The organism is Shewanella sp. GD04112 (genome assembly GCF_029835735.1).
In the GTDB taxonomy this organism is placed as follows: domain Bacteria; phylum Pseudomonadota; class Gammaproteobacteria; order Enterobacterales; family Shewanellaceae; genus Shewanella.
The window spans coordinates 3563323-3576281 of the sequence record NZ_JAOEAL010000001.1 but is presented as its reverse complement, the minus strand read 5'-3'; the positions used below and the strand labels follow the sequence as shown (position 1 = coordinate 3576281).

Genomic DNA, 12959 nt, shown 5'->3' with positions numbered 1-12959 from the left:
TTTTGTTAAATAAACCGTGATTTGACCACAAATGCTGCTATAAGTTGCACTGACAATTTTAGTGGGTATCATGTCATAAACGTGTTTTAAGCATTGGACTACTTAAGGGAGGCCTAGATGGCCACAGTTGAATTAGAAACAATCCTAGATCTCAATACGTTAGAACAGTATTGCAGTGCGATTGGTGCCGGAACTCTGTTAAAGAGTGTGGTCTTGTTTGAGCAATTAATGCCTGAGTATGTAGGGAATCTAGTCAAGGCTAACGAAGCTGCCGATAAGGACACTTTATGCGCCGAAGCTCATAAGTTTAAAGGTGCGGCGGGCTCAGTGGGTTTAAAACGTATTCAGCAAATTGCCCAGTTACTCCAACATGGCGAAGAAGCACGTTGGGAAGCAGAACATGGAACCTGGGTCGCGCAAATTGTTGAATTTGCAAGTGCCGATCTCCAGCAGTTAAAGCAATTCCTGCAGGCTAAAGCTTAGTCTGTACTATGGAGGTGCAGCTGCAGGTTGCACCTCAATAACCTCTGTTCCAGTCTTTATCCCCTCCGTTTGTTCTCAGTAAGCACTCTCTTACGTTTTCCTTTGATTGAAAATCGATTTTGCTCACAGTATTGAGCAATTCAGCCGCGTTTTAGTTGATAACTTATGCTAGAGTTGATTAAATTTATTAATTCATAACCTTAGTGGCAATCGATTAAATGAAAAATTTACCTAGCCTCAAGAATTTATTCTATTTGGTGAATCTTCACCAAGAGCAGAATTTTAACCGCGCCGCTAAGGTGTGTTTTGTCAGTCAATCAACGCTGTCGAGCGGGATCCAGAATCTTGAAGAACAGCTCGGCCATCAATTGATAGAACGTGATCATAAATCCTTTATGTTCACCGCTATCGGTGAAGAAGTGGTGCAGCGTTCCCGCAAAATCCTGACAGATGTGGATGATTTAGTCGAATTGGTGAAAAACCAGGGCGAACCTATGACTGGGGATATCCGCTTAGGTTGTATCCCAACCATTGCGCCATTTCTATTAAGCCGCGTGGTTAAGCAATGTCAGCAAGCTTATCCGGCGATGAGTTTGTTACTCAAAGAGGATACTACTGAGCGTTTGCTCGATGCCTTAGGCAAAGGGGAGTTGGATTTACTGATCCTTGCTTTGCCTGTGGATACCAGTGGTTACCACAGCATGAAAGTTGGGATAGACCCCTTTAAGATGGTGATCCATAAAGACTTAGTGGGTGGCATTCATCAACCTATCGATTATCAGACCTTGCCCGATGAGAGTATCTTCCTGCTGCAAAGTGAACACTGTATTACAGGGCATGCGATTACCGCTTGTCAGTTAGGTGATAGCGCTAAGGTGAATCCCTTTGCCGCAACCAGTCTACACACTTTAGTGCAAATGGTGGATAGCAAGCTGGGCACAACCTTCTTACCGCAAATGGCGATCGATGCTGGCATCTTAAATGATACCGATCTGGTGGTGATGACTCCGCCAGGTGAAGCGCCTTACCGCGATATCGGCTTAGTTTGGCGACAAACAACCAGCCGGATTTTGACCTTCCGTACCTTAGGTTTGCTTATTCAAAAGCTGTTAACCAAAGAAATGGAATAAACGCTGTAAGTTAAGTTAAAGCTAGGATATTAGAGAGGGGAAACACCAAACACTTCAATCGAGTGTTGTTTCCCCTTTAATTTGACTGGACCCAAATTGGTTAAGCGGTATTCGCTATTGGGATTGTCGAGTCGGCCCGCGAGCGCACCAGAGATCAACATGCGTTGCCCCAGTGGATTACACTGATCTTGAAGTCTGGCTAAGGTATTTAGCACATCACTAAAGAAGCTAATTTCTTGTTTTTGCACACCAACCACAGCAGCAACCACTTGTCCACAGTGCGCCGCCGCCTTAAATTTGGGCACAAAGCCATAGTGCTCTTCAAAGTAACGTCGCTGCCAATTTAGCTGCTGGCTAAATTCAAAATAGATATTCATGCAGCGGTCGTGTACCACGCCTTCTTCTAAGGGCCAGTGGATCAATACGGCATCGCCCATATAACGGTAAATTTCGGCTTCGTTATTGGTTACAGTATCCGACAGCAGGCTAAAGCTGTCTTGAATCAGACGGCTAAAACGGTAATCCCCGAGGGATTCGGCGTGGGTTGTCGATGCAACCATATCTAAATAAAGGAATAAACGCTGCTCGTATCGTGGTTTATGGTATTTACCTAAACCAATGTTGAGCAGAATACGCGGCCCAACCAAGAGTGCCATTTGTTCGACAAAGGCTAAGCTGACCCGTACGACCACTAAATAGACGATGAGCGCTTGGAAGGATGGACTATAGAGAATATGCGCCGTGAGCATTTGTCTTAGGGTCGACATATGATTTTCAATGGCCCACATATTCAAGAACTGGGTCATATAGGCTAAGGTCGTCGCCCCGAGTAGCAGGAACAAACCTTTAAAAATCACTGAAAAAACATAGGGAAGACGATTGATGGCGCTGAAGTCGGCGATCAGGTTCGACATCCAATGTAGGCTGCCAAAAATGATGCCCATGTAGACGGCAAGCGTCGCGAGATCGGCCGAACCGACAGCCCATTGTGGTAACTCCGGCGACTGTGCATATCGGAAAAACACGAACGCAGCCATGGCTATCGCCCAAGCTAATATCGCAAAAAGAAGTTTTTTCGCTTGTCTACGTGCTCTCACAACGGGTTTTGTATCCGAATACGACCATATATTTCAGGATGCCGTAGTTTATAGAAAATCATCACTAGAGTGCCAGTGATATTTGTGATCTGGATCAATCCAACGCTATATAGCTACGAAAATTTAACCAAATACCTTATTTAATAGCATGGCGGTAAAAGCGGTCTTTAAATAGAAGCCCCGTGGATTGGTCATTTTAAGGCTACCGTCCTCGGCAATGCTCTGTGTCAGCGCCTTACTGTTGGCGGCTTTAGGGCGCAGTTGCAACACTTCGCCATGCCTTGCGGTGAGTTTTTCCACTTTACCTAAGGCGATAAGTTCCATTATCTCCTCCCAATCCTGTTGCAGTAATCTTTGCTCTTGGAGATCGGGTTCCCACAATATGGGGGTGCCCACTCTACGATCTCCCACAGGAATATGCCGCTCACCCTCAACGGGTACCCAGAGTACACGCTGCAACTTGTGACACACTAAGCTGTCCTGCCAGGTTAAGCCTTCGATATTGGTTAGCGGCGCCACACACACATAGGTGGTTTCCAGTGGTTTGCCTTTGCTATCGATGGGAATGGTTTTTAGCTCAACACCGAGGTGGAGAAAATCCTGCTCGGGTTTTGAGCCGGCCGTCGCACCTAACTCCATTTCAATGAGTTGTCCGACCCAGCCCTTATCTCGCTTCAGATCCTTAGGGACCGCAATCCCGCGGTGAGCAGCAATTTGCGCCAAAGAGATGCCGGCCATCATATTGGCACGTTCGAGCAGTTCGCTCAGATTTTGAGGGGGGATTATCGGTTTCATAAGGCGAATTTTACTGGAAAATAGGTGCTTAGCAACAGAGGTTAAAAATTAAGCACTCGAAAAAGGATAAGATTGTACTCACAGATAAATCTGTAAGTGCATGATTTTAATGTTAGTTGTCGGTTTGCATTCTAATGCCTGTGAAAGTGTTCAAAGTTACTCTCGGTTTTCCCTTGCGTTTCTCACATATTTATCCACAGATATTATGGATAACTCACAATGCAGTGGGCTTTAACCGATTAAAAATCGTGAGTCAATGGCAAAAAGGGGCATTTTTCCACGGGAGTGTGGGTAATTTTGGGTGAGCTCTGTGTATAACATTTAGGTATTACTTTGATTAAATCACTTAATTTGCATTAGGTTAAAAAGTGAGCTTTTTAGTTTTTGAGTCATAAACTCTTATATGCTATTTGCATAATTATTTGATTTGAATGTATTTATTTTGTTTTTGTACGCAGGCTGCCGTGAATGATATTTGCTGTTTTTTGAACGATATACCTAGTTTACCCGAGTTTCAAACAGAGATATCCACAGAAAATGTGGATATCCCCAAGGTTGAACCTCCTGGATTGTTGATAAAGTAGTAAGTTGAAGGTATTTATCCAAAAAATAGCTGTAAATAGAGGTTTGCTGAGAGACTGGCTTTGTGAAACAATCGGTTTATTAAAAGTTATCCTTATTTGGAGTCCATGTGATTGATAGCGACGGCTTTCGCGCAAATGTGGGCATAATAATTTGTAATAGATACGGCCAAGTGATGTGGGCCAGACGATTCGGACAACATTCATGGCAATTTCCTCAGGGCGGTGTCGATGATGGTGAATCGGCCGAAGAGGCGATGTACCGTGAATTGTATGAGGAAGTAGGCTTAAGACCCGAGCATGTCACTATATTAACCTCGACCCGTTCTTGGTTAAGATACCGCTTGCCCAAGCGTTTAGTGAGACAGGACAGCAAGCCTGTGTGCATCGGCCAAAAACAAAAATGGTTTCTGTTACAACTCAAAAGCCAAGATAGTGCGATTAATTTAAGTTCTTCAGGCCACCCTGAGTTTGACGATTGGCGTTGGGTAAGTTATTGGTATCCCGTGCGGCAGGTTGTCTCATTTAAGCGTGATGTTTATCGTAAGGTAATGAAAGAGTTTGCGGTAACGGCATTGTCATTCCAAACCCAGGAAATTCCGAGGAAGCGGGTAAGACAAAGAACAACGGGCTGATTTTCAAAAGAGGATTGAAAACAGTGTTAAATACGCTCAGGGATATTACTCAAGCTGTGGCGTCCGCCCACAGCTTAGAAACCGCATTAGAAGTCCTAGTTTCATCGACCAAAGCGGCGATGGAAACCCAATGTTGCTCGGTCTACATCCTAGATCAGCAAGAACTCGTATTATCTGCCACCGATGGCCTCGAAAAGAGTGCCGTTGGGCGCGTGCGCATGCCGTTAACCCAAGGCTTGGTTGGCTTGGCCGCAGAACGCGAAGAAGCGGTAAACCTTGCCGATGCCCGTCTGCATCCACGCTTTAAACTCTTCCCCGAAGTCGCTGAAGAAGAATACCGTGCCTTTTTAGCCGTCCCCATTATTTATCAAAAAGCCGTCGTCGGCGTAATTGTGGTGCAGCAGGCCAGCGCGCGGCAATTTAGCGAAGGGGAAGAAGCCTTCTTAATGACCTTGGCCGCGCAGCTCGCGATGGCGATCCGGGGATTAAAGCAAAAGGCACAGGTCAGTTCGCTGCATCAACAAATTTTATTTCAAGGAACCTCTGCATCCAGCGGTATCGCCATTGCCCACGCCTTGGTACTTGGTGGTGAAATATCCCTCGAGCAGCCCGATGTGCGCTGTGAGGATATTGCCCTCGAATCCAGCCGATTAGTGGCGGCGATGGTGCGTTGTAAAGAGGCAATCGGCGCCTTATCTCAACGTTTCGACCGTGAGCAGGATGAGGAAGTCGCCTCGATATTCAATGCCTTGCAGCTGCTGCTCGATGATGCCAGCCTAGGTGGTGAATATGCCCGAGAAGTGCAGCAGGGCTGGGAAGCCGAATCTGCGGTTAGCCGGGTTTCGCTGCGTTATATTCAACAGTTTTTAGCGATGGAAGATCCTTACCTCAAGGAGCGGGCGAGTGATATTCGGGATCTGGGGCAAAAGGTATTAAGGCAGTTAATCGAACCCGAGCGTTTAGAGCTTGAACCCGATAAGCCGGTGATTCTAGTGACCCGGGAAGCGGATGCCACAATGTTGGCGGAATTCCCTCGACAAAAATTGGCCGGTATTGTCACTGAATTGGGGGGCGTTAACTCCCATGCTGCGATTTTAGCGCGCGCTCTGGGCGTGCCTGCGATTACTGGCGTCGAGCAATTGTTGTCGGCCGATATTGACCAGAAGCTGTTAGTGGTCAATGCCAGCCGCGGGCAATTAATGGTGTCGCCATCGCCTGCGATTGTTAGCGAATACCGCAGTTTGATTTCGGCTCAAAAGGCGTTGCAACGCCAATACGCGCAGGAGTTAGCCCTGCCGTCGGTGATGCTCGATGGCACTCGCATTCGGTTATACCTTAACGCTGGGTTACTCAGTGGTGTCGCCTCTGAAATTGCCGAAGGTGCCGATGGTATCGGGCTGTATCGCACCGAAATTCCCTTTATGTTGCAACAGCGTTTTCCGAGTGAGTCTGAGCAGGTAAAAGTCTATCAGCAGGTGTTATCGGCGGCATCGGGTCGTCCTGTGGTGATGCGTACCTTAGATGTGGGGGGCGATAAACCGCTGCCTTATTTCCCGATTAAAGAAGATAACCCCTTCTTAGGCTGGCGTGGTATCCGCCTATCATTGGATCACCCAGAGCTATTCCTCGTGCAGTTAAGGGCGATGTTGCAAGCGGGTGGAGAGGGCAAACAGCTTAGTATTTTACTACCTATGGTCAGTAATTTAGATGAAATTGAACAATCCTTGGTCTATCTAGAGCAGGCCTATGTTGAACTCAAAAACGATGTGAACAGCCAGATTGAAATGCCGCGCATTGGCATTATGCTCGAAGTCCCAGCGCTGTTATATCAGTTAGATGAAGTGGCAAAACGCGTCGATTTTGTGTCGGTCGGCAGTAACGATTTGACCCAATATTTACTCGCGGTGGACCGTAACAACCCACGGGTTAGCTCACTGTTTGATAGTTATCATCCAGGCATTCTTCGGGCGCTGCATCAGGCTCGGCTCGATTGCGACTACCATCAACTCGATATCAGTATCTGTGGCGAGCTGGCGGGGGAACCCATGGGGGCGATTCTGCTGGTCGCGATGGGATACCAGCATTTGAGTATGAACCAAGGCAGTTTAGCGCGAATAAATTACCTGCTGCGCCGAGTTTCCCGTGCCGATTTGACGCAACTCTTGTCGCAGGCCTTGAGCCTATCAAACGGTTTTCAAGTGCGTGAGTTGGTTAAAGAATATTTAACACAGCAGGGATTAGCCACAATTCTTAATTAACTAATCGCGCCTTTTGCTTTAAGCTAAGGCTTCACTTAATCACGCTGTAGGTACCCGTGTGGATAGTTTGCTGTCGGTGTTCTTTATTTGCTTGGCTTTAGGCGCGTTTGTCGGTTTTATGGCGGGGTTATTGGGCATCGGTGGTGGCTTAATTGTCGTGCCCGCACTGCTTTATATCTTACCTTCGGTTGGTATCACTTCGGCTCAGTTACCCCATATTGCGATTGCCACATCCCTTGCGGCGATTATTTTAACCTCGATTTCTTCTGCAAGAGCCCACCATAAACGCGGTAATGTGCCCTGGGGATTGTTTCGAACCATGTTTCCGGGGATTATTCTCGGCGCCTTAATGTCTGGCTTTATTGCCGAGCAAATCCCAGCGGCGACCCTCAGACAAGGGTTTGCGGTGTTTGTGATGTTAATGGCGATTCAAATGGCTTATCCCTTCAAAACTGAATCGAACCGAGAGCTACCAAACTCAATGATTCTGTTTGTGGTAGCCGTGATTGTTGCCGCGATTGCAGGATTAATGGGGATTGGCGGCGGCGTCTTGTTAGTGCCGTTTTTAACCTATTTTGGTTTACAGATGCGCCTTGCGGTGGGATTTTCCGCCGCGACCGGATTATTAATCTCCTTGTCGGGCAGCTTAGGGTATATAATCGCGGGCTTTAACGCGCCGGATCTCCCTGAAGGAACCTTAGGGTATATCTATTTACCTGCGCTGTTTGGCTTAATAATAACCTCAATTTTAATGGCTCCTGTAGGCGTTAAGGCAGCAAGCACTTGGCCTACCTCGGTCCTTAAAAAAATATTTGCACTTTTACTCCTGTGTGTCGGTCTCAAATTAATTCTGAGCTGATTTTTAGTGTTTAGCCCTCGATTTGAGGCTGTTGATGGATAAGTTATGGCATTGAATTTTCCCAATATCGATCCCGTGATCGTGAAGTTTGGTCCCTTTGATATTTTTGGACAAACCTTTGAACCCGCCCTGCGTTGGTATGGATTTACCTACTTAGTTGGCTTTGTCGCCGCCATGTGGTTACTCAATCGTCAGGCCGACCGCTCCAATGGTTTATGGTCGAGGGAACAGGTTTCCGATCTGCTGTTTTATGGCTTTTTAGGGGTGATTCTAGGTGGCCGTATCGGCTACGTGCTCTTCTATCATTTCGATTACTTCCTTGCTAGCCCAATGTATTTGTTTAAGATTTCAGAAGGTGGCATGTCTTTCCACGGCGGCTTGATGGGGGTGATTACCGCCATGATTTATATCGCCTGGAAGCAAAAGCGTACCTTCTTTGCGGTTGCAGACATGGTGGCGCCCGTGGTGCCCATTGGCTTAGGTGCGGGGCGGATCGGTAACTTTATCAATGGTGAGTTGTGGGGCCGTGTCACCGATGTCCCTTGGGCCATGGTGTTCCCAAGTGGTGGACCTGAACCTCGTCACCCATCACAACTCTATCAATTCGCCCTTGAAGGGGTGGCCTTATTCCTGCTCCTCTATTGGTTCAGTAAACGAACGAAGAAAGTCGGCGCCGTGTCGGGCATGTTCTTACTCGGATACGGGATTTTCCGTGTGATTGTTGAAACCGTAAGACAACCCGATGCGCAGTTAGGCCTCTACTGGGGCTTTATGACGATGGGGCAGATCCTCTCTGTGCCGATGATCCTCTTCGGTTTATATTTAATTCTTCGTCCAGAGGGTAAGCAGTAATGCAACAGTATTTAGACTTGATGAAGCACATCTTAGCCGAAGGTGTGGATAAATCAGACCGCACAGGTACCGGCACTCGTTCGGTATTTGGTTATCAAATGCGTTTCGATTTGAGTAAGGGCTTTCCCTTAGTCACTACCAAAAAGTGCCATATGCGCTCGATTATTCATGAGCTATTGTGGTTCCTGAAAGGCGATACCAATATTGCTTATCTGCGTGATAATAAAGTCAGTATTTGGGACGAATGGGCCGATGAAAACGGCGATTTAGGCCCTGTCTATGGCGCGCAGTGGCGCAGCTGGCCGACCCAAAGTGGCGATGCTATCGATCAAATTGCTCAGGTGATTGAACAAATCAAATCTCAACCCGATTCACGTCGTTTAATTGTTTCGGCGTGGAACGTGGGTGAACTAGATAAAATGGCGCTGGCACCTTGCCATGCCTTTTTCCAATTCTATGTTGCCGATGGCAAATTATCCTGTCAGCTGTACCAGCGTAGCTGTGATGTGTTCTTAGGTTTACCTTTCAATATCGCCAGTTATGCGCTGCTGACCATGATGGTGGCACAGCAATGTGATTTAGCTTTGGGTGACTTTGTGTGGACGGGCGGCGATACCCACTTGTACTCCAACCATATGGAACAAACGGCGTTGCAGTTAAGCCGCGAGCCAAGACCGTTACCCACCATGACTATCCTGCGTAAACCTGCTTCAATCTTTGATTATCAATTCGAAGATTTCGAGCTAACTCACTACGATCCACACCCGCATATCAAAGCCCCTGTCGCCGTTTAATGGCGAATTTATCGACTAACACCTCGGAATTACCGAGGTGTTTTGTCGAAACTATCGATTATACTTGTTTTTTTTCTTCGTCTACACTCAGTTCATTATGATTTTTTGGAGTGCAAGATGGAAAAAGCAATTAGAAATTTTCTGAGCCAGGAATCGGCTGGCGGCATCCTGTTATTGGTTGCTGTTGTCTTAGCCATGCTCATGGCCAATTCTCCTCTAGCGGGACTCTATCAAGGTTTTCTCGGTACTGAAGTACAAGTGCGTGTCGGCGCGCTCGATCTGCATAAGCCGCTGTTGCTGTGGATTAACGATGGCCTGATGGCATTGTTTTTCTTACTGATTGGCTTAGAGGTGAAGCGTGAACTGTTAGAAGGCGCCTTATCCAGTGTGGCCCAAGCTTCACTGCCAACCTTTGCCGCGATTGGTGGTATGTTAGTGCCTGCTGGCATTTATCTGCTATTTAACTACGGCGATCCTGTAACCCAAGCGGGCTGGGCCATTCCTGCTGCTACCGATATTGCGTTTGCACTCGGCATCATGGCGTTGCTGGGTAGCCGCGTGCCTGTGGCATTGAAGGTCTTCCTACTGGCGCTCGCTATTATCGATGATTTAGGCGTGATTGTGATTATTGCGCTCTTCTACAGCAGCGATCTGTCGACCATTAGCTTAATTATTGCCAGCATTGCGATTGTCGGTTTAGTGGCCTTAAACCGTAAAGGCGTGACCGCGTTAGCACCCTATGGCGTGTTGGGACTCATCCTGTGGGTCGCAGTATTGAAGTCTGGTGTCCACGCGACTTTGGCAGGTGTGATTATTGCCTTCTGTATCCCACTGCGGGCAAAGGATGGCAGCTCACCCTCTGAGCATTTAGAGCATAGCCTGCACCCTTGGAGCACCTTCCTTATCCTGCCAGTCTTTGCTTTTGCGAATGCGGGGGTGGCCTTGGGTAATATGAGTCTAGATACCCTAATTTCCCCTGTACCCGTTGGGATTGCATTGGGACTCATGCTAGGTAAGCCGATTGGTGTGATGCTGTTTAGTTATGTGGCCGTCAAACTGAAGTTGGCGCAATTACCCGATGGAATTGGTTGGAAGCAGATTGCGCCTGTGGCGGCAATGTGTGGTATTGGTTTTACGATGTCGATGTTTATTGCTTCGCTGGCATTTGAGCAAGCAGACCCTATGTACGGCGACTTAGCGCGCCTTGGCACCTTGATAGGCTCAATTCTGGCGGCCTTGATCGGGTATTTCTGGTTATCAAAAGTGTTACCTAAAAAAGGAGTATAACTATGATAAATATGAAATTAGTAGGAATGGCAGCACTGTTAACACTTTCTTCAAGCGCAATGGCTTCGCAGATTGATGCCTGTAACAAGGATGTCGCATCACAAACTTGTCAAAGCTACCTTGAGGGCATAGTCGATGGCGCGTTAATGTTTAAATCTGAAGCATTAGGCGCACGGCTTGAAACCAATGGCTATGAGTCTAGGGCGCTCAAGTACCGTGGCGGTAAACGTTTCCAAGAGGCGAATCGTACGTATTGCGCCAACCGTATACCGGATAGAGACAGTTTAGTCTCAGGCGTAACGGAAGCGGTTAGCACGGGGACGGCAGCCGATTTAGAACAGCTGCAGGGAATAGTGGTTAACTTATTGGATTGTCAGCGTTTAAAATAGCGCAATCGACTCATCATTTGTTAAGCTGAGTCACTGCGATCCGACATACCGCAGCCCTTGAGGCTGCGGTATCCATTAGAGGAAGCTCATTGGCGATGCTGCATCTTAATTACAACCATCTGTATTATTTCTGGATGATCAAGAAGAAGGGCTCTGTGGCCAAGGCGGCCGAAGCCCTTTGTCTGACGCCCCAAACCATCACGGGGCAAATTCGTGCCCTCGAAGATCGTCTTAACGGCAGTCTATTCAAACGTGTCGGACGCAATTTAGAGGCAACGGAACTCGGTGAGCTGGTATTTCGTTACGCCGATAAGATGTTCTCCCTCAGTTATGAGATGCTCGATTTACTCAACTATCAAAAAGATGATGCCATTTTATTTGAAGTGGGTATTGCCGATGCCTTGTCTAAAGCCCTGGCGAGTCGGGTGTTGCTTTCTGTGGTGCCCAATGACGGCTCCATGCACCTTGCTTGTTATGAAGCGACCCACGAAAGTTTAATGACTCGTTTACGTGAGCATAAACTGGATATGATCCTCTCAGACTGTGCAGGTGAGTCATTGAAATATCCTGAGATTTTATCGAAAAAACTGGGTGAGTGTGGCGTGAGCTTTTTCTCCGCTGAAACCTACAGCGCCGATTTCCCTGCCTGTTTAGAACAAGCTCAATTGCTGATCCCCGGCCGTAGAACATCGCTTGGGCAACAATTATACCGTTGGTTCGATGAACAAAATCTTAAGGTGAGCATCCTAGGTGAGTTTGATGATGCGGCGATGATGAAGGCCTTTGGCTACCTTAAACGCGGGATCTTCGTCACGCCGTCGGTCTATCCGCAAGAAGTTATTTCCCACGGCATGCATTTGCTCGGCGAAACCTTAGATGTGAAGGAAGAGTACCATGTGATGTTTGCCGAGCGGATGATCCAACATCCCGCGGTGAAACGTTTATTAGAGACGGATTTCAGTGATTTATTTGCCGGATTAGACAGCCAAGTTCAGCGGTGTTAAACCGAGTTTCAATACGGCTTGCATCGACACTCAACGGCGTGAACTGGTAAACTAAGGCGAAATTTGTTTTGGGAGAATTAACTTGGAGTTAATGAACATTGCACGGGTCCGCTGGGCATGTCGCCGCGGAATGCTCGAATTGGACGTCTTGTTCCAGCCTTTCGTCGAAAATGTTTATCAGGATTTGTCGGATGACGACAAGGCCCTGTTTATTCGTTTACTCGAGTGTGAAGACCCTGAATTATTTGCCTGGTTTATGGGTCACGAAGCCTGTCCCGATGCAGAGCTTGCCCGCATGGTAGTGCAAGTCCGTGGCAGAGCGGCGCCATAGTTTTAGCGTAAAAGCCTCTAGCGACCAGCGACTCTCGTTGGTCGTTTTTGTTTGTGTCTGCAGTACCTCTTTACTTATCTGGCCTGAAACGGACGTTATATTTTGGCTTGTGCTTAAGTTGGTGTTCGCCGTTTTAATCCTCGGATTCTTGGGCTATCAGTTATGGAGACTGAGGTCTTGGCATTGCCGTTTTGAACTCAATGGAAAAGGGGAAGGCTGGCTCTCGACGGGGGAGGCGTTTTATGTGCTCCCGAGAACTTGGGTAACGCCCTTTGTCTGCTTAATTTACTATCAGTCCGCCGATAAGTTGTATCTCTTGCCCCTATGGGCCGATATGTTTAGCGATACAGATTACCGCCACTTATGCCGTTTATTACTCAAGGTTAAAACTCAGGCGACGAGCCAACGCGAGTCCCTTTAATTCATATCTAAAATGATTCCTTCAGCCTAAATAAAACGGGCTT

Annotated in this window: 14 protein-coding genes; 12 read left to right on the top strand and 2 right to left on the bottom strand. The window is 47.4% G+C overall.

The features are described 5' to 3' along the window. Positions 1–117 precede the first annotated feature (117 nt). The gene (locus N7386_RS15810) at positions 118–483 is read left to right on the top strand and encodes an Hpt domain-containing protein (protein ID WP_011717892.1); all 366 of its coding nucleotides are present in this window, start codon (positions 118–120) and stop codon (positions 481–483) included. Between the two features lie 218 nt (positions 484–701). Further along, positions 702–1613, top strand: coding sequence for a hydrogen peroxide-inducible genes transcriptional activator OxyR (oxyR, locus tag N7386_RS15805; protein WP_086903133.1), 912 nt, complete (start codon positions 702–704; stop codon positions 1611–1613). Between the two features lie 29 nt (positions 1614–1642). On the opposite strand, the gene N7386_RS15800 is transcribed toward oxyR, so the two are convergent. Together N7386_RS15800 and mutH are read right to left on the bottom strand one after the other, a co-directional pair. Further along, positions 1643–2710: an adenylate/guanylate cyclase domain-containing protein gene (locus tag N7386_RS15800; protein WP_041412723.1), complete on the bottom strand. Its 1068-nt coding sequence runs from the start codon at positions 2708–2710 to the stop codon at positions 1643–1645. A 123-nt stretch (positions 2711–2833) separates the two neighbouring features. Further along, positions 2834–3505 carry a DNA mismatch repair endonuclease MutH gene (mutH, locus tag N7386_RS15795; RefSeq protein ID WP_011717889.1) on the bottom strand — a complete coding sequence of 224 codons (672 nt, stop codon included), beginning with the start codon at positions 3503–3505 and terminating at the stop codon, positions 2834–2836. 691 nt (positions 3506–4196) lie between these two features. Here mutH and rppH point away from each other — a divergent pair. The 10 genes from rppH to N7386_RS15745 all read left to right on the top strand — a co-directional run bounded on the left by rppH (position 4197) and on the right by N7386_RS15745 (position 12916). Further along, a complete protein-coding gene (gene rppH, locus N7386_RS15790) occupies positions 4197–4721 on the top strand; it encodes an RNA pyrophosphohydrolase (RefSeq protein WP_011717888.1) in 525 nt (174 codons plus the stop codon). 23 nt (positions 4722–4744) lie between these two features. Then, positions 4745–6979, top strand: a complete 2235-nt coding sequence (ptsP, locus tag N7386_RS15785; protein WP_279769608.1) for a phosphoenolpyruvate--protein phosphotransferase — start codon at positions 4745–4747, stop codon at positions 6977–6979. A 58-nt stretch (positions 6980–7037) separates the two neighbouring features. Then, positions 7038–7838, top strand: coding sequence for a sulfite exporter TauE/SafE family protein (locus N7386_RS15780; RefSeq protein ID WP_086903298.1), 801 nt, complete (start codon positions 7038–7040; stop codon positions 7836–7838). A 45-nt stretch (positions 7839–7883) separates the two neighbouring features. Beyond that, on the top strand, positions 7884–8690 hold the full coding sequence (lgt, locus tag N7386_RS15775; protein WP_011717885.1) for a prolipoprotein diacylglyceryl transferase: 807 nt from the start codon (positions 7884–7886) through the stop codon (positions 8688–8690). Next, positions 8690–9484 carry a thymidylate synthase gene (thyA, locus tag N7386_RS15770; protein WP_279769607.1) on the top strand — a complete coding sequence of 265 codons (795 nt, stop codon included), beginning with the start codon at positions 8690–8692 and terminating at the stop codon, positions 9482–9484. The genes lgt and thyA overlap by 1 nt, the downstream gene beginning before the upstream one ends. Positions 9485–9601: 117 nt before the next feature. Next, positions 9602–10771, top strand: a complete 1170-nt coding sequence (gene nhaA / locus N7386_RS15765) for a Na+/H+ antiporter NhaA (protein WP_279769605.1) — start codon at positions 9602–9604, stop codon at positions 10769–10771. Between the two features lie 2 nt (positions 10772–10773). Beyond that, on the top strand, positions 10774–11160 hold the full coding sequence (locus tag N7386_RS15760) for a hypothetical protein (protein WP_011717882.1): 387 nt from the start codon (positions 10774–10776) through the stop codon (positions 11158–11160). A 95-nt stretch (positions 11161–11255) separates the two neighbouring features. Next, entirely contained in the window at positions 11256–12164 is a 909-nt protein-coding gene (gene nhaR / locus N7386_RS15755) for a transcriptional activator NhaR (protein WP_086903346.1), read from the top strand. 82 nt (positions 12165–12246) lie between these two features. Further along, the gene (locus N7386_RS15750) at positions 12247–12495 is read left to right on the top strand and encodes a succinate dehydrogenase assembly factor 2 (protein WP_084294861.1); all 249 of its coding nucleotides are present in this window, start codon (positions 12247–12249) and stop codon (positions 12493–12495) included. Next, positions 12476–12916, top strand: a complete 441-nt coding sequence (locus N7386_RS15745; protein WP_279769602.1) for a protein YgfX — start codon at positions 12476–12478, stop codon at positions 12914–12916. Before N7386_RS15750 ends, N7386_RS15745 begins: the two co-directional genes overlap by 20 nt. Positions 12917–12959: the final 43 nt, after the last annotated feature.